The sequence below is a fragment of the Tychonema sp. LEGE 07196 genome (assembly GCF_963890365.1).
Classification (GTDB): Bacteria; Cyanobacteriota; Cyanobacteriia; order Cyanobacteriales; family Microcoleaceae; genus Microcoleus.
The window spans coordinates 1-24,466 of the sequence record NZ_CAWPRX010000003.1 but is presented as its reverse complement, the minus strand read 5'-3'; the positions used below and the strand labels follow the sequence as shown (position 1 = coordinate 24,466).

The 24,466-nt window shown below is 46.7% G+C and carries 18 protein-coding genes and 1 pseudogene; 13 read left to right on the top strand and 6 right to left on the bottom strand.

The genetic code is table 11. The features are described 5' to 3' along the window. The first annotated feature begins 22 nt into the window (after positions 1 to 22). The 4 genes from ftsY to argH all read left to right on the top strand — a co-directional run bounded on the left by ftsY (position 23) and on the right by argH (position 5,586). Positions 23 to 1,753, top strand: a complete 1,731-nt coding sequence (ftsY, locus tag AACV78_RS00415) for a signal recognition particle-docking protein FtsY (RefSeq protein WP_194010777.1) — start codon at positions 23 to 25, stop codon at positions 1,751 to 1,753. Between the two features lie 280 nt (positions 1,754 to 2,033). Beyond that, a complete protein-coding gene (locus tag AACV78_RS00410) occupies positions 2,034 to 3,521 on the top strand; it encodes a PP2C family protein-serine/threonine phosphatase (RefSeq protein WP_194010776.1) in 1,488 nt (495 codons plus the stop codon). Beyond that, positions 3,511 to 3,747, top strand: coding sequence for a hypothetical protein (locus tag AACV78_RS00405; protein WP_194010775.1), 237 nt, complete (start codon positions 3,511 to 3,513; stop codon positions 3,745 to 3,747). Before AACV78_RS00410 ends, AACV78_RS00405 begins: the two co-directional genes overlap by 11 nt. Before the next feature lie 453 nt (positions 3,748 to 4,200). After that, on the top strand, positions 4,201 to 5,586 hold the full coding sequence (gene argH, locus AACV78_RS00400) for an argininosuccinate lyase (RefSeq protein ID WP_194010774.1): 1,386 nt from the start codon (positions 4,201 to 4,203) through the stop codon (positions 5,584 to 5,586). A gap of 100 nt (positions 5,587 to 5,686) precedes the next feature. Here the strand turns inward: argH and AACV78_RS00395 are convergent, their stop codons facing one another. Continuing rightward, the gene (locus AACV78_RS00395; protein WP_194010773.1) at positions 5,687 to 5,881 is read right to left on the bottom strand and encodes a hypothetical protein; all 195 of its coding nucleotides are present in this window, start codon (positions 5,879 to 5,881) and stop codon (positions 5,687 to 5,689) included. Positions 5,882 to 6,503: 622 nt separating this feature from the next. On the opposite strand from AACV78_RS00395, the gene AACV78_RS00390 reads away from it, so the two are divergent. The 4 genes and pseudogenes from AACV78_RS00390 to AACV78_RS00375 all read left to right on the top strand — a co-directional run bounded on the left by AACV78_RS00390 (position 6,504) and on the right by AACV78_RS00375 (position 8,977). Further along, complete coding sequence (locus AACV78_RS00390) at positions 6,504 to 6,629, top strand: hypothetical protein (protein WP_255515822.1); 126 nt, start codon at positions 6,504 to 6,506, stop codon at positions 6,627 to 6,629. Positions 6,630 to 6,641: 12 nt separating this feature from the next. Further along, positions 6,642 to 7,116, top strand: a pseudogene (gene bcp / locus AACV78_RS00385) (thioredoxin-dependent thiol peroxidase). 77 nt (positions 7,117 to 7,193) lie between these two features. Next, on the top strand, positions 7,194 to 7,649 hold the full coding sequence (locus tag AACV78_RS00380) for an NUDIX domain-containing protein (protein ID WP_194010783.1): 456 nt from the start codon (positions 7,194 to 7,196) through the stop codon (positions 7,647 to 7,649). Between the two features lie 521 nt (positions 7,650 to 8,170). Further along, the gene (locus AACV78_RS00375; protein ID WP_194010772.1) at positions 8,171 to 8,977 is read left to right on the top strand and encodes an alpha/beta fold hydrolase; all 807 of its coding nucleotides are present in this window, start codon (positions 8,171 to 8,173) and stop codon (positions 8,975 to 8,977) included. 232 nt (positions 8,978 to 9,209) lie between these two features. Here the strand turns inward: AACV78_RS00375 and AACV78_RS00370 are convergent, their stop codons facing one another. Further along, entirely contained in the window at positions 9,210 to 10,106 is an 897-nt protein-coding gene (locus tag AACV78_RS00370) for a pantothenate kinase (RefSeq protein ID WP_194010771.1), read from the bottom strand. Positions 10,107 to 10,842: 736 nt separating this feature from the next. Here AACV78_RS00370 and AACV78_RS00365 point away from each other — a divergent pair. From AACV78_RS00365 to AACV78_RS00350, 4 genes are all read left to right on the top strand, one after another. Next, positions 10,843 to 12,927 (top strand): GAF domain-containing sensor histidine kinase, encoded by a 2,085-nt coding sequence (locus AACV78_RS00365; RefSeq protein WP_194010770.1) that lies wholly within the window; start codon positions 10,843 to 10,845, stop codon positions 12,925 to 12,927. A 429-nt stretch (positions 12,928 to 13,356) separates the two neighbouring features. Further along, positions 13,357 to 15,084 (top strand): diflavin flavoprotein, encoded by a 1,728-nt coding sequence (locus AACV78_RS00360; RefSeq protein ID WP_194010769.1) that lies wholly within the window; start codon positions 13,357 to 13,359, stop codon positions 15,082 to 15,084. Between the two features lie 429 nt (positions 15,085 to 15,513). Continuing rightward, positions 15,514 to 16,143 (top strand): vWA domain-containing protein, encoded by a 630-nt coding sequence (locus AACV78_RS00355; RefSeq protein ID WP_194010768.1) that lies wholly within the window; start codon positions 15,514 to 15,516, stop codon positions 16,141 to 16,143. Beyond that, entirely contained in the window at positions 16,136 to 17,881 is a 1,746-nt protein-coding gene (locus AACV78_RS00350) for a diflavin flavoprotein (RefSeq protein WP_194010767.1), read from the top strand. Before AACV78_RS00355 ends, AACV78_RS00350 begins: the two co-directional genes overlap by 8 nt. A gap of 97 nt (positions 17,882 to 17,978) precedes the next feature. On the opposite strand, the gene pgsA is transcribed toward AACV78_RS00350, so the two are convergent. The 4 genes from pgsA to AACV78_RS00330 all read right to left on the bottom strand — a co-directional run bounded on the left by pgsA (position 17,979) and on the right by AACV78_RS00330 (position 23,338). After that, a complete protein-coding gene (pgsA, locus tag AACV78_RS00345; RefSeq protein ID WP_194010782.1) occupies positions 17,979 to 18,497 on the bottom strand; it encodes a CDP-diacylglycerol--glycerol-3-phosphate 3-phosphatidyltransferase in 519 nt (172 codons plus the stop codon). Between the two features lie 167 nt (positions 18,498 to 18,664). Further along, positions 18,665 to 18,940, bottom strand: a complete 276-nt coding sequence (locus AACV78_RS00340) for a hypothetical protein (protein WP_194010766.1) — start codon at positions 18,938 to 18,940, stop codon at positions 18,665 to 18,667. A 199-nt stretch (positions 18,941 to 19,139) separates the two neighbouring features. Further along, entirely contained in the window at positions 19,140 to 21,023 is a 1,884-nt protein-coding gene (locus AACV78_RS00335; RefSeq protein ID WP_194010765.1) for an acetate and sugar kinases/Hsc70/actin family protein, read from the bottom strand. Positions 21,024 to 21,106: 83 nt separating this feature from the next. Further along, positions 21,107 to 23,338, bottom strand: coding sequence for a hypothetical protein (locus tag AACV78_RS00330; RefSeq protein WP_194010764.1), 2,232 nt, complete (start codon positions 23,336 to 23,338; stop codon positions 21,107 to 21,109). 318 nt (positions 23,339 to 23,656) lie between these two features. Here AACV78_RS00330 and AACV78_RS00325 point away from each other — a divergent pair, with 318 nt between their 5' ends. Further along, positions 23,657 to 23,872 carry a hypothetical protein gene (locus AACV78_RS00325; RefSeq protein WP_194010763.1) on the top strand — a complete coding sequence of 72 codons (216 nt, stop codon included), beginning with the start codon at positions 23,657 to 23,659 and terminating at the stop codon, positions 23,870 to 23,872. The last annotated feature ends 594 nt before the right edge of the window (positions 23,873 to 24,466 follow it).

The window sequence follows — 24,466 nt, the reverse complement described above, 5'->3', positions numbered from 1 at the left end:
ATAACTATATTCCCAATTTCCTATGGTTTTTAATTGGTTTCGTCGCCAGTACAGCGAAAGCGGATCTTCTGAAAAAGAAACTCCCCCCCAGTCAACCCAAGATGAGTCGGCAACTTCGGCACCCGCCGGGTCTCCAACAGATGCAGCAACAGACCAAAGTTCACCCGCTGCAGCCGAAGATTATCTCAATTGGGCGAAAGCTGCTTACAAAAATATTCAAAAACAGCAAAAACCTGAAACAGAAGTAGCCGAGACAGAAGTTGCCGAAGTTGCAGCCGAGACAGAAGTTGCAGAAGTTGCAGCCGAGACAGAAGTTGCCGAAGTTGCCGAAGTTGCCGAAGTTGAACCAGCAGAAACTGTTGCAGAAGTTCCAGAAGTTGCACCAGAAGCGATTGTTGAAGCAACCGATGCAGCACAAAATGCAGGATTTGCCGACACAGATCCACAAATCGCTGGGGCGATCGACCTTGCACCCGTTGCTCCACAATTAGAAGTTACAGCAGAAAATATAGAAATTGCCCAACCTGCAACCTCAGTTGTAGAAGAAACCGAGTCGATCGCATCTGAAGCCCAAGCCGACGAATCTCTGCCGTTTTGGGCCAGAGCTCAAGCCGAGCGCATGGATCGCATCGAACGCCTCAAAGAAACCGCCATTGAAGAACCAGAAGTAATTGCAGCCGCAGCCGAAAGAGCCGCAATTATCGAAGAAATTCCCGGTTTCGACTTTGACGAAGGATTTTTATGGTCATCAGAAATCCTCGCCAGTCAGGGGCGCCGGCCAGATCAAGTATCCGTCGAAGAAATCAGTTGGCTGCAAAAACTGCGGAAAGGCTTAGAAAGAACCCGCCGCAGCTTAATTAATCGACTAAAGGCGATCGTCGGTCAAGGCCCGCTCAACCAAGACGCAGTAGCCGAAATTGAGACTTTGCTCCTACAAGCCGATGTCGGAGTCGCAGCCACCGACATCATTATCAGCCGCCTGCAAGAAAGACTCAAACAAGAAGCTTTACCGCCAGAACAAGCTCTAGCCTTCCTCAAAACCATCCTGCGCGACATTCTCGACGCTCCGACAGCCGAAACCGCCGCCGGCAATCCCGCCTACAGCCTGACTTTTGCCCCAGAAAAAGACACCTTTAACATCTGGTTAATTGTCGGAGTCAACGGTGCGGGTAAAACTACAACGATCGGCAAACTCGCCCACATAGCCCAAAAATCCGGCTACAACACCCTAATAGCCGCCGCCGACACCTTCCGCGCCGCCGCCGTAGAACAAGTCAAAGTTTGGGGAGCCCGCAGCGGTGTCGAAATTATTGCCAACCCAGGCAAAAATACCGATCCCGCAGCAGTCGTGTTTGATGCGATCGCCGCCGCCAACGCCAGAAACACAGAACTGCTGATCGTAGACACCGCAGGCCGCCTGCAAAACAAAAAAAATCTCATGGACGAACTCAGTAAAATCCGTCGCATAGTAGATAAAAAAGCCCCCGGCGCTACCGTAGAATCTCTACTGGTCTTGGATGCCACATTAGGTCAAAATGGTTTGCGACAGGCAGAAGTATTCGCAGAATCTGCCAAATTAAGCGGAGTAGTATTGACAAAACTCGACGGTTCTGCTAAAGGTGGTGTTGCCCTCGCAGTAGTGCAGCAGCTCGGTCTCCCCATCCGCTTTATCGGAGTAGGAGAAAGCATCGAAGATTTGCGCCCGTTTTCTAGTTACGAATTTGTCGAAGCCCTACTGGATTTTAGATTTTAGATTTTAGATTTTAGATTGATGAGGTATCTGCCGCGGGCCCGATTTTTGGAGGCCCGGACAGAACTTCAAAGTCTCAAATTCTTAAGCTCAAACTAGCATCCCACCAAACTACTAAAGAAAAAAACCGGGTTTCTGTTCGCTGGCGTGCAATATCGTTTCCAGTTGTATCGGTATTGTTCAAACACTCAACACTCAACAATCACGCTTCGGTGCAACTGGACTCTTCTCTAAGTCCTCAATCAATCAAGTTCCTTTTAAGATCAAAAATCACAAATTTAAAATGACTGCTGTGCCTTTGCCTCGTCCCTCACCTCAACCTGCTGACCGCCCGACGGGTCGCAATTCTACCGACGCGACGCCAGTATTTGCCCTCAAAGAACTGGTGGGCCGCTTGCACCGATACCAGCACAACGTTCAAGATATGTTGGGTTCCCTAGGATTTGCCCTCCGCAGTTTTAACAATCTCAATCAATTTTTGGAGTTAGTACCTTTAGTGGCGACTCGCGTTACCGATGCCGACGGGGGAGCTTTAGTGCTGTTCAAACCCAACGGTCAAGTCAGGTTTCAGCAGTTGCACTGTCAGGAAGGACGGTATTGCCAAGATTTGCAAAAAGCGCTGGAAATGGCCACCAGACAAGCTACAGCAGTTGCTGCCCCGGCTGGTGAATCTGCTTCCTCAATCTCAGGGCAAACTTCTAGTCTCGACCTGCAAGTAAGTCGTTATTTGGGCCCGGATGTTCATTTGTTTGGAACGCCAATTTTAGTCAAAAATTTAGAACGCGGACGGCTTTATGTTTTTAGCAGTGACCCTCAATATCTGTGGACTTCCAGCAGACAGAAATTAGTTCGGTTGGTGGCGGATCAAACCGCCGTGGCAGTCTACAAAGATGAACTTACTGTTAAGTTAGCTGAAAAAGAACGCTTAGATAGAGAGTTAGAAATCGGGGCGGAAATTCAATTGCGGCTGCAACCCCGCAGTTGTCCGAAAATTCCCGGTCTTGACGTGGCCGCCCGCTGCCAAACCGCTAGCAGAGTCGGTGGAGATTATTATGATTTTATTCCCGCTGACTATGACCCCATCGGCAAGGAAAATGAGGGTGAACACCCCCCATCCCTGATTCAAAATCTTAAGTCCAAAATCGACAAGGGCCGCTGGAGCATCGTCATCGGCGACGTGATGGGCAAGGGAGTGCCGGCGGGACTGTTGATGACGATGACTCGGGGTATGCTGCGGGCCGAGGTTTTGAACCGCCACTCGCCTGCGAGAATTTTGCAACATTTAAACCGGGTAATGCACGCGGATTTGGAAAATTCTCACCGTTTTGTTACTCTGTTTTACTCGGAGTATGACCCGAAAACTCGCGTTTTGTCTTACAGCAATGCTGCTCACCACCCACCTTTGCTGTGGCAAGCTGCAACTAATACGATTCTGGGACTCGATACTTTGGAGGGTATGTTAATTGGTCTCGATCCAGATTCGCACTACCAAGAAGCTCACGTGCAATTGCAGCCGGGAGATACTATTATTTATTACACTGACGGTTTTACCGATGCTGCTAATCAAAGAGGCGATCGGTTTGATGAGGATAATTTGACTGCGGCTTTTCAGTGGGCTTGTCAAAATTATCAGCAGTCTGAGGAAATTTTGGATTATTTGTTCGATCGAGTTCAGCAGTTTATCGGTATTGGCAATCGCAACGCAGATGACATGACACTGGTTGTACTTAGGGTAACACCTTTAACAGGAGAAAATCAACATGATAGTTAATTTAATGCCGGAAATTATTGCTGGATTGACCGGCTCGATTCATTGGCATCATGCGGTTGATTTGTTAGTTGTAAAATCTCATTTGAATACGGTAATTTTGGGCCAAAGCTACGAAATTTTTACTAATTTCCAGAAAGCTTGGAATCATTTTGTTTCGACTGGTCAAATAGGAGCTTTTTTTATAGGTATATTTGTTGGCTGGTTCGTTAAGGGCATTTTTCCTTAGAGCTTTTGTGGGACTTGGGCTATTAGGAAAAGATTTGATATCAATTCCGGTTGTATTGTCATGTGATTGTTGACTGTTGACTGTTGATTGTTGACTGTTGACTGTTGACTGTTAAGTTAAGAGGGCCCGCCCGCACCATCCACCGCCCCCACGGACTGTTGACTCGATTTTATTATTCCGATGCAACCGGAAAAGATTTGAAAAGTTAGCAGGGGGGATTTCATTTTTTTGTGATGCAGTATAATTTTAATAATTTTGTAGTCAGGAACTCAGTTTTTTAGTGTCAATACAGGTATAAAAAGTTTGCAGTCGGGATTAAAGTCTTTTTTTCCCGAATTAGGGAAGCAGGATTTTAGTTTGATGCTGCAAATCGGCAGACTTGCATTTCGATGCCCAGAACCGGTTTTTTAAAGACTTCTGCAACAGACATATAATCTAGTTTTACCTTCAGTAATGACAGCACAACAAAAAACTTGGAGTCAAAGATTTGAATCAGCGCTGCACCCAGCGATCGCCCGATTCAATGCTAGTATTGGCTTCGACATTGAACTGATTGAGTACGATTTGACTGGTTCTGTCGCTCATGCTAAAATGCTCGCCAAAACGGGGATTATTTCTGCAGCAGAAGGCGAACAGTTAGTCAATGGTTTGGAACAAATCCGCCGCGAATACCGCGAAGGTCTTTTTGTTCCGGGAGTTGATGCAGAAGACGTTCACTTTGCGGTAGAAAAGCGACTGACGGATATTGTGGGGGATGCGGGCAAAAAGCTGCACACGGCTCGATCGCGCAACGACCAAGCAGGTACTGATACTCGTTTGTATTTGCGCGATCGCATCGCCGAAATTCGCCAGCAATTGCGGGAATTTCAAGGGGTTTTACTCGATATTGCCGAGCTTAACGTCGAAACTTTAATCCCCGGTTACACGCACTTGCAGCGCGCTCAGCCAATCAGTTTGGCTCATTACTTGTTAGCTTATTTTGAAATGTCCGATCGCGATTGGGAACGTCTCGGCGATGTCTCCAAGCGGGTGAATGTTTCGCCTTTGGGTTGCGGTGCGCTGGCGGGGACGACTTTCCCGATCGACCGAGATTATACGGCAGAACTCTTGCATTTTGACAAGGTTTATGCTAACAGCTTAGATGGAGTGAGCGATCGAGATTTTGCGATCGAATTTCTCGCAGCCTGCAGCTTGATTTTGGTACACTTGAGCCGCCTGTCAGAAGAAATGATTTTGTGGTCTTCTCACGAATTTGGATTTATTACACTCAAAGATAGCTGCGCTACAGGTTCTAGCATCATGCCCCAGAAAAAAAATCCCGACGTGCCGGAGTTGGTGCGGGGCAAAGCGGGACGGGTGTTTGGTAACTTGCAAGCCTTGTTGGTAGTAGTGAAGGGACTTCCTTTGGCCTACAACAAAGATTTGCAAGAAGATAAAGAAGCTTTGTTTGATACCGTGAAAACGGTACAGGCTTGCTTGGAAGCAATGACGATTTTGCTCAGGGAAGGAATCGCGTTTAACAAATCGCGCCTCGCCGTGGCTGTTACCGAAGACTTTTCTAACGCTACAGACGTCGCAGACTACTTGGCCGCTAAAGGCGTTCCCTTCCGGGAAGCTTACAACCTCGTCGGGAAAGTCGTCAAAACTTGCCTTTCGGGGGGCAAACTCCTCAAAGATTTGACACTTGAGGAGTGGAAAGACTTGCACCCAGCTTTTGATACAGACATTTACAGCGCGATCGCGCCTCAGCAAGTGGTGGCGGCTCGCAATAGTTATGGAGGTACCGGGTTTGAACAAGTGAGAAAATCACTTATCGCTGCGCGCGATCGGCTCGCCTAAACATCGTTAAATTCTCGGACAAATTCGGGCTGGCTATCTCTCCGAAAGAACGATCGTGTTTTCCACTCTGGTTCTAAATTGGGCAGATAGCCTGACTCTATTACTCTTCAGCAGCAGCCATATCCTTGTCCCGTCCGCCGCCGCCGCTCATGGCGCCCATCCCGCCGCCGTTGCCGCCGTCAAATCGCCTTCTCTTGTTGGAGAACATATCTTGATTTCTCCGCTTGCGAAATTTGCGAGCGTATGCTTGATTTCGTTGTGCCTTCTCTTTCTTGAGATTGCGGCGCTTAGCCATTATGACCTCACTAATAAACATTGACACTCCCCGCGCCCGAAAGCCCGGGAATTCTTAAGATTGATACTCTGTGCACTCAGGCGTGACTGAGATTCTTGCTTGGGCGAAGTCACTTGCTTCTGACAGGATTTCTCCCGCTAAAGCAGACGTGTCTTCTCCCGAAGCGTAAATTCCGGTATACTATACCGTACTCGATCGGTTCTGTTTCTGTAGCTAGGTTTTGTTCAAATTTAGCTTTCGTGACGCTCCCACAACAATCGCAAGCGATATGGTTTAGGCTTCTGAGTCCTGTTAAGGATATCGAGAACTTCCTTCAAGGTACTCCAATCGTTTCCCTCTACGGCATTTTAAAGTGAGGAACACGTCGGGCCCCACTGATATTTTAAAAAGGAATTGGTTCGTCTCGTTGTCCACCCCTCCACGGCTCAAAGCTATGCTTATGAGATTGTGAACGGGTGGAATCAGGAGTCTTACGCGCCTTTTATCCCACACTAACCTTCGATCGGTATACTGTGGGGATTCCTGTCTGCCTAGCTAAACCGCAACACCGTTAGGTGTGACTACGCACTCAACTAATCCAGTTAAGTTTTTACGTTGTCTAGTTTTACTCAATCTTAGACCGATGACGATCATAGCACACCCGGTACAAGACCCAGAAAAAAGAACACCGGGATTCAAGTCGCTGGGAATCTGGGTGCGATCGGACGCAATGTTTTTAGTCTCCCAGAGTATTTATCTCAACAATTGACAAATATAACAAATGACACTTAATCCCGGTGACGCGAGCTCCTGTCTTCAGCCTGGCCGACGCTGCCGGCAATTTGGTGAACCTTGTAGATTTGCGAGGGCGGCGAGCTGTACTCTATTTTTACCCTCGGGATAATACCCCCGGCTGCACGAAAGAAGCTTGCGGCTTTCGCGACATTTACTCTGAATACCGGGCGCGCAATATTGCAGTGCTAGGTATCAGCACCGACGGGGCCGCGTCTCACGCCAAGTTTGCAGCTAAATATCAACTGCCTTTTCCGTTGCTGTGCGACTCAAACGCCGAAGTCGCTACCGCCTACGGCTGTTACGGACTGAAAAAGTTTATGGGCAAAGAATTTATGGGAATTATTCGATCGACCTTCGCGATCGACCCAGATGGTAGGATTGAAAAGGTTTATTGCAAAATCAAACCAGAATCTCACGCAGCGGAAATTTTAGCAGACTTGCTAGAAATCTCGCCTGAATGACAAATGCAAAATTAAGACTCCAGAGCTGCGAGCTAGGAGACCTCGAATTACTTTCTCCTAAACAAGCTTTTGAGTTTATGCGTCGATTGTGGCAAATTGGACAAACTGTGCTGGGGCTGATTTTTCGCCATCCCGTCACTGGTACTGCGGTGATTCCCATATTACCTGACGGGCGAATTGTGTTAATTCGCCGCCGCGACAACGGTCGCTGGGGACTGCCGGGAGGTATGGTTGACTGGGGAGAGGATGTTCCGACAACAGTGCGGCGGGAATTGGCGGAGGAAACAGGACTCGATTTAGTCAAAATCCTGCGCTTGGTGGGCGTTTATTCGGCTGCTGATAGAGACCCGCGCCTGCACTCAATTTGTATCGTGGTAGCTGCAGAAGTGGAAGGAAAGATGCAAATTCAGGATACGCTGGAAATCAGCGAGGTTGAGGCTTTTTCGCCGGGATCTCTGCCGGAGAACCTGCTGAGCCACGATAACGACAAGCACTTGCAGGACTATTTTCAAGGCCTGACAACTTTGGCTTAAACTAGGCCGTCCAAATTTGAGTAAAGTCGGCATTTACTTCGCCGGAGCGTCGATTGAGGAATTAAAGAATTAACTCGTCGCGATCGATCGGGGTTCTTGAAAAAAAATCTAAAATTGCGTTAGCGAAGCTTGCAGCTATGGGATCGCCCCGCGACGAGTGTCAGAAAACAAGTATCCGTTTTTGGTCGGAGTCAACATTTGCCTGTGATAAGTGTGGAATTAATTTTTAATGTAGGACTTACGCATGGCGGACCCGTGAAACCTGGTTTTTCACCGCTCTTAAAGACTAAGAGCCAATATTTGGGAAAAAAAACCGATTTCTGCCATCAAGGTGCATTCCTACTTGAATTCAAAATCTCTGAACATTAAATTAATAGGCGTTGCTTAATCACGGTATGAAAAAAAAATCAGTTGAAAATCCAGCAGCTTTGTGAGTAATCATTTGTATCATTTTCCTCTTGAGCTTTTCATACCATAAATCAGCAACGCCATAATCTTTTTATAGCTAAATTTTTAACCGGATGTACTTACAGCTACGCAATTCTCGGGTCAAACTTTCTTTAGGGCAAATCTTCTGGCACGAAGTCGGTCAAGGCCCTAATTTAGTATTTTTACACGGTTCTTGGCAGGACAGCAGTCAGTGGCTGGGGACGATCGAACATTTGAGCCCCTACTACCAATGTTTCGCGCCGGATTTGCTGGGGTTTGGCGATTCCGAACGGCCGAACGTTCATTATTCGATCGAGCTGGAAGTAGAATGTCTCGCGCAATACCTCGACACTTTGAACCTGCAACAGGTTTATTTAGTCGGTCATTCTTTGGGCGGCTGGGTGGCGGCCAGCTACGCGATCAAATATCCCCATCGAGTTCAGGGTTTAGTGTTGTTGGCCCCTGAAGGGGTAAAGGTTGGCCACCGACGGGCGCGGTGGCAGAATGCTCGCTGGCTGGTGGCTAAACCTCCGCTGGCTTACTGGTTGCTGCGATCGATCTATCCCATTGCTAAGTTGTTGGGCGGCAAAAAAAAGATTGACAGATTGCTAAACTTCAGACAGCAATTGGTGCAGTCTCCAGTTGCAGTGCAGTTGCTGTTGGGGCGGCGGCGGGCTGAAACTACAGCGGAGTTAGTTGATGATAATTTACCATTTTTGAAAGTGCCTGTTTTGTTGTTGCACGGTTCTGAAGATAGCGTCACAGCTTTATCTCTGTGTCAATGTTATGCCGCTCTAGTTCCTAATGCCGAACTGCAATCTATCACTGGGGGAGAAAGCAATTTACCACAGGAAGCCCCGGATATTGTTGCTAAGTATATTCGCGAATTTGCTAAGTGAATTAGTCAGTAGTCAGTAGTCAGTAATTAGTAGTTAGTAGTTAGTGGTCAGTAGTCAGTAGTCAGTAGTCAGTAGTCAGTAGTTAGTGGTCAGTAGTCAGTAGTTAGTAGTTAGTAGTCAGTAGTCAGTAGTTAGTGGTCAGTAGTCAGTAGTCAGTGGGAATTGTGGGCTGTTGACCAATAACCAATAACCAATAACCAATAACCAATAACCAATAACCAATAACCAATAACTAACAACTAATTCCCCAAAAAATGGCTTCTGGTGCATCAATTATGCAGGAAGCTGTATCGGGAAAGGCTGCGGTGAGGTATTGCAATAACAAAGTTCGATCGCCCCCGGTGAGCGCAATTTTGCTATTGGGAAACAACCCCTGCCAATCTTCAATAAAATCCCTAACTCCAGCCAGCGTCGCATACACCACTCCGCTGTGAATTGCCCCAGCAGTATTTTTTGCCCAGCGGTGTGGCAGATTTTCTGGTAAGCTAACTGAGGGCAATGCAGCGGTTTGTTTCCCTAGCGACGACAATTGCAAACCCAAACCGGGCAAGATAGCGCCCCCAACTAAATACCTATTGACATCTGCCCCAGTAAATGTTAGAGCTGTACCAGCATCTATAACTAAAATTGGCCAACCCAATTGGTTGCCAGCACCCAATAAAGCCAAAGCTCTGTCAATTCCTAGGGTTGGATAGAGTCCCCCGATCGGCAACTGGTCTAAAGTAATAATTCGGACATTAGGATAACTCTGCCAGATTGCTGTTTGCTGGGGAACTACTGATGCCAAAACCAGAGGTGGCGCGATGAAAGAAACTGCGTCAGAATTAGAAACGGCGGGAGTATCATGAAGAAAAGGGAGATTTAGATCTGATATTTGGCCGATCGAATTCATGACTGTTTTTACCAAATATTCGGCTTTTTCTGTCTCACAGAGCCTGGAAACAGCATCAGCTTTCAGATGCTCTGTATTCCATGTTTTTTCTAGGGTTTTCCCAGCAAATAATCCCCAGTGGAGTCGCGAATTGCCGATCGCCAAAGCTATTTTAACCTCGTCTTTATCTGTGAATTGAGGTGTCAGGTTGCTTGTACCAACTAGCGGGCGAAAATTATCGACAATTGAGTTTTTCATGTTTATCGAGCGCGATTGCCAACATTGAACTAAAGATAGATTTTAGATTAATTTGATTCGATTAATCTAGCAAGTAAGTCCAATTTACCTGCAAAAAACAGGTATCGCGCCCCCGACAATTGTTGTGGATGCTTCCAAAGTTTTAGAATTTTGTTCCTGCTAACCGATGTGTGAAGTAAATCTCAAAGCGAAAAATGGAAAATCTAAAATCGACCGATAGCTAAGGAATTTCAATGGCACCCGCTGAATTTGTATTTTCGGCTACATAACCCACATTCCCCACCCTCAACTGTCACAGAGTATAATTACTCAGAGTAATCGATTTTTAAAGTGATAAATTATGCCTCTCAAAAAACTTTTTTCCGTCTGTAGCGGTTTTCAAGCGTGGTGAGGTATACCTAGACCCACAGAGGTTTATGCCCTATTCTAGATAGTACCTCCTATGAGAGATTGAAAGGCTATATATACGGTAATAAAGTATAATCTAGAGCTTAATTGTTCAATAAAAGTAAGTAAAAACCGATTGTGACAGTTGAGGGTGCGGACTGTGGACAGAACGCTTAATTTATATTTATAAATATTTGTAAACTAAATAATTGCAAGGGTCGGGGTGCATCCTTTATAATGTTTTAATATCTTCCAAAATTCCTAGTAGTGGCGATCGCGCTCTTGGCAGGGTAAGCAAATCTGTAAAGAACCAGGATCTATCGAAATACAGTACAACGGCAGAGTAAATATGTCTCTAAAAATACAACAAGAAAACTATTGCAATATCTTCACTTCACAATTGCCGGAAGCTGAAAATTGGATGCAGGAAGAAGGTCTTTTGCAGCCGCAAATAGACGAACAAAAAGCCCTAATCCTACAGATGCAGCAGCAAGTTCAGCTATCAAACCTGCTGAACCAAATTAATAACGAAATTCGCAGCACACTTGACATAGAAGAAATTTTGACATCTGCCTGCCGATTGCTGGGGCAGGTGCTGCAGTCCAGCCGCGCGAGTATTTTAGTCAAAGAATCAAGTACAGGAAATATTTTAGTCACGCGGGGAGAGTACAACGCGGGGGATTATCCGATCCAACTGGGCATGAAAGTACCGCTTACTGACAACCCGCACTTGGAGGCAGTTGTGTCTCAGCAGGAGTCGCTAGCAGTGACGAAGTTTCTCGATTTTCCGGGGTTGAACCCAGAAACCAAAAAAATTGCCGCAGCTTTGGAAATTAAGTCAATGCTGGCAGTAGCTACTCGCTATCAAGGTGAAGTCAATGGCATAATTGGCTTGCATCAGTGCGATCGCGAACGGGAATGGACAGATTGGGAAAGGCAACTTGTAGAAGGGGTAGCTTCTCAATTGGCGATCGCGATCAACCAAGCCAAACTCTACAGAAAAACGCGCCGCCAAGCCGAACAAGAATCGCTGCTGCGGCTGATCGGCAACCAAATTCGCAGTACCTTGGATCTGGGAACTATCCTGCAAACAGCGGTGAGAGAAGTGCGCCAACTGTTGCAGTGCGATCGAGTAATTATCTACCAGTTTGAAGATAACTGGCAGGGCAAAGTTGTCGTTGAAGACATGACGGTTCCTTGGCCTTCAATTTTAGGAGATATGGGGGCAGATAAGTGTTTCAGGGGAGATTACGCCGCTCTTTACCAGCAAGGGCGAGTCAAAGCAATTAATGATATTTTTAATTCGGGTTTAGAGCCTTGTCACATTGATTTTTTAGACGGCTTGCAGGTAAAAGCTAATCTGATCGTACCGATTATTACATCTAGAAGCGAAGAAACTTCGCAGTCTCCAGCCGAAATTTCTAATTTAAAACCAGGTAGGCTGTGGGGTTTGCTGATCGCTCACGAGTGCCGGGATACTCGCAACTGGCAGCGACAAGAAATGGAGTTGCTGTCGCAGCTAGCCGACCAAATGGCGATCGCGATTCAGCAAGCAGGACTTTACAGCCAAGTCCGAGAAGCCGCAATCAAATCTCAAGCTCAAACCCAGCAACTGCAAGCAGCGCTGCAAGAATTGCGATCGGCACAGCAGCAATTAATTCAAACCGAAAAAATGTCTGGTTTGGGGCAAATGGTAGCGGGAATTGCTCACGAAATCAACAACGCAAACAATTTTATCCACGCCAATTTGTTTCACGCTAAAGAATATTTTAAAGTCTTAAACGAAGCTCTTGAATTCTGCGGAAAAGCCTGTCCGGAAGCCGCGGAAGCACTTGTCAAAATTAATGAAGAACTCGAACTAGATTATGTTCGAGAAGACTTTGGCAAACTGCTCAATTCCATGCGAGAAGGCAGCGGTAGGATTCGCTCTATCGTGACGACGCTACGAAGTTTTTCTCGATTAGACGAGGCAGAATTTAAAGCGGTGGATTTGCATGAAGGTTTGGACAGCAGTTTGTTGATGCTGCAAAATAAGCTAAAAACAAATATTAAAATTGACAAAGAATACGGAAGTTTGCCACGAGTTAACTGTCATGCAGGCCAAATCAACCAAGTATTTTATAATTTGATTGACAATGCTTTAGATGCGATCGACTCTGCAGACAAACCGGGTGAATTAACAATCCGCAGTTGGCAAAGCGAGCCGGACTGGGTAGCAATTTCTGTCCGCGATACCGGAAATGGCATTCCTGCAGAAATTCAGGATAAGATTTTCGATCCATTTTTTACTACTAAACCTGTGGGGAAAGGTACTGGTTTAGGACTTTCTGTTTGCTATCAAGTAATTGTGCAAGCCCACGGCGGCCGGATTCGGTGCGTCAGTGAGGTTGGCGAAGGAACTGAGTTGATTGTTGAATTGCCGTTGACCAATTAGAGGGCATAAAATCGGTCATATTTTGTCCTCCGAGAACTCCTAGCATCAAATTGGTGATCTGACTGTTTCTACGCAACAACACTTCAGGGAGTTTCAGAGCGCCCGCAGGAGGGCGAAAAACCAGGTTTCTACGAGTTTTTCGTTGAGAAACCAGAAATATATGAAGAAACCGCGTTTCTCAAGTAGCGGGCGGGTTCAGTTTATTTTAAAATTTGATAGGCAAAATTGTAATTTTGTCAACACCCAATTTATATATTTTTTTCCCAAATGCTTGCGAAACGAAGCTATCCCGTAGACGATCGCCCCATCCATACATTAATAACTTTCAAGTTACTTAACACCTTCATAAGAAATTTTATGAAGATTTACAAAAGAAACGTGCCAGAATGGAAACAATAAGGTAATGGATAACAGACAAGGAGGCACAGTATGGTAGCCCTGACTGAACGAGTCCAACGCAGATTGACAGTGGAAAAAGTCGAAATTGCCCCTGATACAACGGCAATTCGATGCCTTGACTGGGATAGAGACCGCTTTGACATTGAATTCGGACTCCAAAACGGTACAACTTACAACTCATTCATCATTCGCGGCGAAAAAACCGCCCTCGTCGATACCTCCCACGAGAAGTTTCGCCAGCAATATATGGAGACTCTGACGGGGGAAATTGACCCGAAACAAATTGATTATCTAATTATCAGTCACACCGAACCCGACCACAGCGGTTTAGTTAAAGATGTGTTGGCTTTGGCACCCCAAGCAATTGTGGTGGGGGCGAAAGTAGCAATTCAATTTTTAGAAAATCTTGTACACCAGCCTTTTGAGCGGCTTGTAGTCAAAAATGGCGACAAATTAGATTTAGGTAACGGCCACGTTATCGAATTTGTATCTGCGCCGAACCTGCACTGGCCTGATACTATTTTCAGCTACGACAGCAAAACTCAAGTGATCTTCACCTGCGATGCTTTCGGGATGCACTACTGTTCCGACAGTACCTACGATGACGATTTAGCAGCGGTTGAGGAAGATTATCACTTTTATTATGAGTGTTTGATGGCTCCCAATGCTCGATCGGTACTCAGCGCCATGAAGCGGATGGCAGAATTGGGAGAAATCGGTACGGTGGCAACAGGTCACGGGCCGCTGCTCAGGTACAATGTAGTTGAACTTACTGGACGTTACAAAAAGTGGAGCCAAGCCCAAGCTAAGGCAGAAACCACGGTAGCGGTATTTTACACTTCTGATTACGGATTTAGCGATCGGCTCAGTCAGGCGATCGCCCACGGAATCACCAAAACCGGTGTCGCCGTAGAAATGATGGACTTGAAAACCGCCGACTTGCAAGAAGTCCGGGAACTTGTCGGTACTGCTGCGGGGCTCGTGATTTGTTCGCCGCCTAGTAACGGCGCTGCTGCAGAAAATGCCGAAGCAGCCATCAACACAATTTTAGTCGCAGCTAACAACAAACAATCCTTCGGTTTGTGCGAATCCGGCGGCGGCGATGACGCATCTATTTACCCGCTGCGAAACAAGTTCAAAGAGTTGGGTTTGAAAGAAATATTTCCCAATATTTTGATCAAAGAAGCGCCGACGGAAGCAGTTTATCAACTTTGCGACGAAGCCGGCACCGACTTGGGACAGTGGCTGTCGCGGGACAAGGCTGTCAAGCAGATGAAATCCCTCGATAGCGACCTCGATAAAGCTTTGGGACGCATCAGCGGCGGACTGTACATTATTACCGCTCAAAAAGGCGCGGTTAGCAGTGCGATGCTAGCTTCTTGGGTGACGCAAGCGAGCTTTAAACCGCTGGGTTTAACTATAGCAGTTGCTAAGGATCGGGCGATCGAATCGATGATGCACGCAGGCGATAAATTTGTGCTCAACGTGCTCGAAGAAGGCAACTATCAAAGCCTGATGAAGCACTTTTTGAAGCGTTTTGCTCCTGGTGCCGATCGATTTGCCGGAGTTAAAACTCAACCAGCCAGCAACGGTTCTCCAATTTTGACAGATGCTTTGGCTTACATGGAATGCGAAGTAGTGAGCCGGATGGAACTTTCGGATCATCATATCGTATATGCTACGGTCGATAGCGGTCGCGTATCCAACCCCGAGGCGCTGCCTGCTGTTCACCACCGCAAAGTCGGCAATCACTATTAGGAAGTGAGTTAACAGTTGACTGTTGACTTTTGACTGTTGACTGTTGACAAGAGCAAGAGGGAAATTAAACAATATCTCGATCGACTGTCCGAGTCAACACAGGCCAAACTGATTAGTAATACCATTTTTCTAAAGATGTGGTACAGATCAAATCTTAGCCCCCCGCGAGTTCGGGGGGGTTGGGGGGGTAATATCTAGCGCTACTTTATGAAATTGGTAAAAGGTGCGTCAACCGATGTTTTAATCGACTTCATCATCGACTATCTGCTGACGCACCCTACAATTAAAGTCTAAGACGCAACTGGCTGCCCCAAAACTCTCAACTTTGTGCTTGTGGCGCACCTTACCAGGTTCTCGGTGTTGGGTGCGCCACAAGCAGCCGGGCAAACCGTTGTCATTTAGACTCCATTTTAACTAGGGGAATTGCTAATGCCCGCCAATCTTTTAGAAGACCGAGATTACACAATTATTATTGCCAGAAGCGATGGCAGCCGAGACCCACAACATCCTTTTTACGAGGAATGGGTAGAAGCACAGGCATCTCTGATCGACTTAGCAAAAAAATGTCAAGAATTTGACAGTGACGGCATAACCGTCTATGAAGCTTCTACTCCTATGTGGAAGTATAAAAATTCAAATGTTGCCCGGTTGGCTGAAATTTTGCAGCGACAAAATACGGAACCGGATTCAGCAAAACCGACTGCAATTAATTTGGCAGAACCTCTAACCACAGCTTTTAGCGATTATTTTCAGCTCAAAACAAAGGCTGCTGGGAAACAAGGAGCAATAATTGTTGTAGTGCTAGATGAAAAACCAGAAAATGGCGCTGCTATCGCCGAAATTCTTGTAAGTGCGGCCAATAGAATAGATAGAGATGAAGAAATTGGTGTGAGCTTTATCCAAATTGGGGACGATTTGAAAACCCAGAAATTTCTAATTGATCTGGATAGCAATTTACAGGTTCAAGGTGCAAAATTTGATATTGTAGATACCAAATTTTGGCACGAAATTAAAAGAAGTTCTGTTGTTCAGTTTCTCATAGGTGCAATAAATGACTAACGCTCTAGTTTCCAGAACCGCATCTGATGCCAAACCGCGCGACGTGCAGTTTGTCCAAATTGCGGCAGATACGGTAACAGTACGATCGCGCACTTGGGATAGACTAAAATTTGAAGTAGAATATTCCCTGCAAAAGGGGACGACAGCAAACAGCTATATCATTCAAGCCGACAAAATAGCTTTGTTTGACCCGCCGGGGGAATCTTTCACGCAAAATTATCTGGATTCTTTGCAGCAACGGGTGGACTTGACAAAGCTAGATTATGTGATTTTAGGGCATTTCAACGCTAACAGAGCTGTCACAATTACAGCTTTGTTAGAATTGGCTCCGCAACTAGCTTTTGTTTGTACGAATCCAGCGGCGATTGGTTTGCGAGGCGCTTTTCCCGAACAAGAATTAAACATTATGATTGTGCGGGGAGAAGAAACTCTCGATTTAGGAAAAGGTCACAAATTAAAATTCATCGCGACTCCGACTCCCCGCTGGCCTGACGAACTTTGCACCTACGATCCGCAAACTCGAATTGTGTTCACTGACAAATTTTTTGGGGCTCACGTTTGCGGCGACCAAGTATTCGATGAAGGGTGGAGCGTATATAGCGAAGACCGGCGCTATTATTACGATTCTCTGCACGCATCTCAGGCTAAACAAGTGCTGACGGCAATGGATAAATTAGTCGATTTACCAACAGCATTTTATGCTCCCGGTCACGGGCCGATCGTCCGTTACGGCCTCCACGAACTGAGCAATTTGTATCGGGAATGGAGCCAGCAACAAAATTCAAAAGACTTGACAGTTGCTCTACTTTATGCTTCGGCTTACGGAAATACTGCTACTTTGGCGCAGGCGATCGCCAAAGGCATTACGAAAGCAGGCGTTGCTGTAGAAACGATCAACTGCGAATTTGCTGAACCGGGAGAAATTAAAGAGGCGATCGAGAAATGCGCGGGATTTATCATCGGAACTCCGACGCTAGCAGGACACGCGCCGACGCAAATTCAAACTGCTTTGGGAATTGTGCTCTCAACAGCGGCTAAAAGCAAATTAGCGGGGGTTTTCGGTTCCTTTGGCTGGAGTGGAGAGGCGATCGACTTAGTAGAAAACAAGCTGAAAGATGCTGGCTACCGCATTGGATTTGAGCCGATTAGAGCCAAATTTAAGCCGACGGCGGCGACGATTTATGAGTGCAAAGAGGCGGGAACAGATTTTGCTCAAGCTTTGGTGCGATCGCAAAAATTGCGGGCACCGAAACCGCAGTTGACTGGTGGGAGCGATCGCACGGAACAAGCAGTGGGAAGATTAGTAGGTTCGCTGTGCGTAGTCTCGGCGAAGCGCGGGGATCTGACGAGTGCGATGCTGGCTTCGTGGGTATCGCAAGCCACGTTTAATCCCCCTGGCGTGACGATTTCGGTGGCTAAAGATCGATCGATCGAAGCTTTGATGTACGCCGGAGATAAATTTGTGCTCAACATCTTAGCAGAAGGGCGACAGTTGCGGAAGTATTTCATGAAAAACTTTGCTCCGGGAGAAGACAGATTTGCCGGAGTTGAAACGGTGGAAGCTAGCAACGGCTGTCCGGTTTTGACAGAAGCTTTAGCTTATCTCGAATGCGAAGTAATAAGTCGGATGGAATGCGGCGATCATTGGGTAGTTTATGCAGCGGTTGAAAACGGTCATTTGCTGAAAAATGACGGGGTAACAGCGGTGCACTACCGGAAATCGGGCAGTCATTATTAAGCGGCGATTAGGACACGGCACCGCGCCGTGTCCATACAAATAGATCGAAGTTTTTACCGGGGTTAATCCGCGTCAATCTGCTGTTACAAAAACCGATTTACTTTGTCTCAACCGCCGATTGTGGCCACAGATAAATAGCGCCAGAAATCAAAGTTAAAGCTACAGAAATCCAAAACGCAACTAAGGCCGGAACGTTCCACGCCTCAGATAGAGGAGCGATTAAAAGCGCGATCGCCACAATCTGACTAACCGTCTTCAACTTGCCCCAAATATTAGCTCCAGAAATCGTAGTTTTGTTAACACGCCATCCCGCAATTGTCAACTCCCGCCCCAAAATTAAAAACACTGCCCAAGCCGGCACTTTACCCAACTCAACCAACACTAAAAGTGGCGCTAACACTAACAATTTATCCACCAAAGGATCGAGAAACTTTCCCAAATCGGTAATTTGATTCAGCTTCCTAGCCAAATAGCCGTCCAGCCAATCAGTAGCCGCAGCTACCACAAAAATTGCGGTGCAAATCCAGCGACTTTGGGCGCTTGGATCGTACAAACCGTAGAGCAGAAAAGGCACTCCCAGCAAGCGGGAAAAAGTAATCAAATTAGGTAAATTCATCATAAAAGTCATGGGGAATTGGGAATTGGTCATTGGGAATTGGTCATTGGGAATTGGTCATTGGCAAAACAGGTCATTGGGAATTGGTCATTGGCAAAACAGGTCATTGGCAAAACAGGTCATGGGGCATGGGGCATATCGTTGTCAATCGACCAGAAATGATGTCATCAGTCATCAGTCAAGGGAGATGGAGATGAACAAAAATTAAGGGCAATATTTTTACAAAATATTGCCCTTAATTTAACATTTTTTTGTAACATTTTTATTTTTAGCAAAACAGCTTTTAGCTCAATCTTTATCCACAGCTCACGACCAACTAACAACCAAAACAGCAGGTATATTAACACGCAGCTTGTTGATTTAAGACAACCCAAATTGTTTTGCAAATCAGACTGATGTCTTGACAAACCTCTGCTTTTCATGCGAGAGGATTCTTGATTCATATCAAATCCTATCTTCATCGGAAACAATATTACTTGCAAGCAAGCATCTTGACCGGGAATGAAAATTTAATCACTTAAGCGATTTCTCGTTATATCGTTTCCGCTTGCATCGTCAGGTGATTTAACCTTATTAGTACGCAGAGTACACAGAGTCCGAGAATATATATCTGAATCATTCCGATGAAGAGAGGATTTGATATTACCCATCGCTCGGTGCGTCAACATCCCAAACAATGGTGAGCGGTTCTAAAAATTTTTGCTGGCTGAATCCGGCGAGTTTTCCTAAATATTCGCGCACAAGCCTAGCGTGCTCGATATTCAAGCGATAACCCCGCGAGACATCTTCAAAGAAAAGCGGCTCAGCCAAAATTGCTTGCCAATCAGGATTTTGCCTCGACTCCTGGGCTAGCAACATGAAATCTTGCTCCTCCGGCAAAAGTCCCGCCGGCAATTTTCCAGCCAAAATCTCCAAAATCCGAGGCTTGCAGGTGCGGGTATTCACGCCTTGGCGTTCCAACAACTGCAAAATTTCCTCAAAACTCTGAGTTTGGGCACCCAAAACCTGCATTAATTCCCACAGCAGAAAAAAGTCGCTGTACTGCTGCGGCACATCCAAAATTTGAGGATACAGAGCCAAACTCGCCAACCCGCAGGCAACTAAACCAATTTTTTCTGAATAGTTTGGGCTTGGCAATACAGAATCAACAGCCGAATTGTGTAACTCAGAAATATTGCGATCGCCCTCAAATTCCCTGTCTAGCCTGTCTTGAACGACGATCGCATTGGGCAGCTTCTGTCGCAACCAACGGGCGATCGCAGGCCAAGCGCCCATACCTCCAGTACAAATCGCGCGATCGATCCCCGCCGGCGACATTCCCGCGCGGCTGAGCAAAGCATTTAATTCGCGGTTCAACTGCTGCACAAAAGGCACTAAAACCAGACTTTCCAAATCTCTGCGCTTCACATCCCAATGCTGCTGGCCAATATTCAAAACAAAACTTTCTTGATGTTGCAAAATAACTTTCAAATGCCTTGCCGCTGCCAACAATTGAAGCCCAAAAGCAGAACCTTGCAACCGCTGCTGCAATTGATAGCGACTAGGCAAATCGGGATGCCCCGGACGCGGCAAATCGACCGACATTCCCCAAGTTTCATTTTTCGCCAACAACTGACAGACAATATCCTGATCGAAAGCATCGCCAGCAACATCAAAACTTTGGCAAGTAAAATCAGCACGAGTTAAATCTTCAAGATTGGAGGGCAAATCAACTAAAGCTAATTCCACCGTTGTCGCCCCCGCATTCAGAATCAAAGTTCCCCCGCTAAAAGCCCCATCATTTACAGTTAGCGGTACAGCTTCTGCGACTTTGCCACTAATAGAATCGAGCGCCAAAGATTGCACTTTTGTGGAATTTTTGATAGGAGTTACAACAGCAATTAAAGTGGCGATCGCATCTGGCACCACAAAAATTTGCGAAGCCGAAGCGACCAAACCTGCGCCCAAAACAGCCTCCCGCAGGTTAAACCGATAAGCATCCGACCAACCCGCCGGAGTCCCCAAAATTACACCCTGCAACTCAGAGAGTGCCGCATCCAGAGTTTCAGCAGTCAGTCCCGAAGCTTTACAAACTTCCCCCGATCCCCCAACTTTTTGCCCTCGGCGGGGATTCAAAGTAGCCAGCAGCGCCCGTACACCTTGCAGCGGTATAGCCACCGACAAAGCCCCGCCATAGCACTGCAACAGCGGTTCGTACATCCCTGCAGCTTCTCGCTGATAAGGAATGGTCACTTTTAAAGGCAATTTAAAATTTTGCCGCAAAAATTCTTCCCCTGGCCAAGCCACCTGCGGGTCTGCATTGCTTGGGACTGTTTCCTCCACCGCCACAACCGAGGGAATCCGAAAGGTAGCCGAGGCTTCCGGGGCCTGCGGTGTTTCCCAGTAAATCGGGTGCAACTTGCCGCTGGTGCGATCGACCAAAGCAGCCGACAGTCCGCCCGATGCCAAATCAATGCCCAAATACCAGCGAGAATTCCGGCTTTTTGGAGATTGAGAGGAGGAAGGGGCGATCTTGCTGGGAACCAAATCTGCTGGCGACTCTTGCTGCTGCGCGCTTTCCCTAGGCTTGGTTTTCGCCTCAACAGCTTTTGTTTTATTCTCTGTGGGAATTAGGTTTTTTTTTTACTTTCTGCTGGAGTCGATCGCAATTCGTCAGTTTCTGCAGTTTCTCGATCGGTTTGAGTCAAACTAGCCAAAATGTCGTCTAGGGTCAACTTTGACTCATCTTCCTCAACAAACAAATCATCCTCAAGTTCGTCTTCCAAAACAAACGATTCATCTTCAGATGAGAGTTCCAACACATCGGAGAACAAATCCTCCAGCGTGCCGAATTCTTCCTCTAGGGTTTCGGGAAAGGGATTTTCTGCACCGTCGTCGGAGGAATTCGCCAAATTAAAGCTGTTAACCGCGCTTGAATTCGATCGCCGTTCCGCAGTATTTTCCAATCCCTCCAATCCCTCCAGATTGTAGAGGTCTGTCTCCAACAATTCCAGAGTATTGTTATCCAAATTTAGAGCTCGATCGAGGTCATCTTCTAATGCTTCAACCGGCAGCAAATCCTCATCCGGCGAAGCTTGGATGTAGTCATCATCTAATAGCTGCGAAGATGCGTCGGACTCGCCCGTGCGAACATCACGAGCACTGGGGAGGCGCGCGGCACTGGGTTGCTTCGGGCTAGTTTCAGGAGTCGCGCTCAAAGTCGGCGGCTGTGGTAATGTTGCAGTGTCGGAACTATCGCCTAGGTTTTTAGCCGTTGCTCGATTTGGTCGATCGTCCGAATCAAGTTGCGGCGCGATCGAACTTTTGGCTGGCGGTTCTGAAACTTGAGGTACTGTTGCAACTTGCAGTTCAAATAAATCTTCACTATCTAAAGTTAGATCCTCGATCGAATCACCGATTACAAAGTCTGAAGTTTCACCCAAATAATCTTCCAGCGATTCGCCTTCATCCAGCAGATTTACAAACAAATCTTCCGCATCATTCAAGAGTTCGGCAGTTTCCTCGCCTGCGTTTTGAGATATTACCGCTTTATTGGTCGCAGCACTTTCAGTATTTTCTATAGTAAACTCTTCGAGTTCTAATTTTAATTCTGCGACTTCTTTTTCCGCAAACAAACTTGCGTACAAATCTTCAACATCTTCGCCATTTTCTGCTAACATATCTTCCGACTCAGCGCCGGACAACAGAGTTACAGATGCTGATTCTTCTTCTGGTGCAGAACCGAACAAATTATCTTCCCAATCCGAGAGAGAGAGAGGAGTTTCAATAGGATCGCGATCGTGCCTCACCTGTCCGAATTGCTGAGAAATTTCTGTACCGGCGTAGGGAAATCTGTCTTGTTCTGGCAGTTCGCCGCTCAGATTTTCACGGGTGGCAGGGGCATCCGGTTCGATCGCCCGATTTGAGATAGCGGGAGCCGCACCAGAGCTGTCTGTTGCGCTTGGGGCTGCCGTTTCGAGGTTTTCCACGGATATCGGCTGCTGAACGTAGGAAGACGCTTCTCGTCCCAACTGTGTTGCCAAGTGGTTAACAAAAGCCGCGAACATTGCCTCGCTCTGCTGGCTCAAACCGTACATATTTTCGAGCCCTTGTCCCAAGGAAGCTTGATAGCTTTGCAAATTTGTTTCCAAACCGTCGAAGGCCATATTCATCGTCGAATCTAGCCTCATCAGCAGGCTGTCGGCACGAGCTTGGAAATTTTGCATTTGCTCCAACCTCTGACCCGGTGTCAGCAGCGGGAGTTCTTCTGAAGTTTGTGGGTTTAAAGCCGATTGTTCGGATTGTGCTGCACTACTTGGCAAAAACTGATTTTCTAGGGTAGCGAAAATTTGGGACAAATCGCGATCCAAGGTTTCTGTCAAGCGGCTCCTGAGCACCTGCAAGAATTCAGAAATGATTTGCTGTTGGTTAGCTTGTTGCTGAGCTAGGGATTGTTGCTGCTGCCGTTGTGCTTCTAGCTGTTTGATTTCTTGAATTAGAGCTTGCTGCTCTTGTCGCAGAGCTTCGATGTCTTGTTGCAGCGGCCCCGTCAGGCTCGAACGCAGGTTGCTAATTTCTCCGGTGACGGCAAGCATAATTTGCTCTGCTGCTGAGGGAATCGCGGGGGGCATCGGCAATTTTGGAACTGGAACTGGTACCGGGCGGACGTTTGGGGCCGGTGGCCTGTTGGGAATTGCTAGCTTTGAGTCTTGGGAAAACAGGTAAGCGCGAACTCGCTCTAACAGTTGGCGCTGGTGGACAGTATCAAGAGAACCCGTCCAAGGCAAGCGGGGGGCGGGCTTGCTGAGTACCTCGTCAATCTCAGCAATTAGTGCTTGAATTTTGTACTTCTGAGAATTCAAGGGCGGAACCTCTGGGAATGCGGCTTGGCAGAAATTTTGTTGAAAAAAGATTGAAGTCAGGCGGCAGCTATACCAATAGATAGAATAATCTGAATGCGAGCCTGTAAATAATCGACTAATATTTTATGACAACTTTGAATTAATCTTTTGCTTTTGCCTTCGGATGACTTCTATTACCCATCATAGGTTAGCTGGTACTTCCGCATCAAATGCTGGCTTCTATCAACTGCAAATGTTCTCAAATTCTGTGGCTGATTTCCGTTCTTGCCGATCGACTGCCGGGACGATCCCCGAAGATAGATAGCTGGACTTGTTGAAATGCAGGCTGGCACCGGCTGGCGGCTGTGGCGTGCCGCACCCACCAGCCATTCTATCTCGCTCTTTCACCGAAAGCAGAACAGTTCCCGCGTCGCAGTTCAAAAACCCGGTTTCTCGATCGCCCGTCTCTGGCTGGCGGGCCGCGATTGTCTCAAAAACCGGGTTGAGAAGGCCTTACTCCGACAGAAAAAACCTCAAACAATTTGCGATCGGTAACAGCCCCATTAATTACAAAAAGACTCTTGAAGCTGGTTAGCCCTTGGGGCTATTTGCAAGTGTAATTAATTCTGCTCGCCCTACTTATACCATTTTTCTGACCTATGTGCTATAGATGAACTCTTAGCCCCCCCGAAATCGCGGGGGGGTTGGGGGGGGGTAATATCTAGCGCTACTTTATTCCATTGGTATTACCGTTTCAAAAAAACAATGCAACTGTATGTCCCTAACCCAAACTCATATCCAGTAACTCATTCCCAATGCTTCAATTCTTTAATCTTCAATCGAGAATTGTAGGATTTAGGTGCCCCAAATTCAGCTTTATCCGGCTACAGTTGATGGGAACAACCTCCGATGATAGCTTTTGATCTGTATTCGTGGCTAGAGAGATTAATGGTATCATTAGACTCCCAGCGGTTGCGGTCGATTTTGTCGCTGTATACCCGGTGTGTCCGCTTGTGGTGTTTCTGATACATTTACGCGACAGTTACCCGGCAATTACCGGACAAAGTAACGAGAGCACTATCACCCTCATAGGAGATAGAGGCGGTATCCCGCAAAGCTTTCAGTAGAATACCAAAAGCACCATTGTAA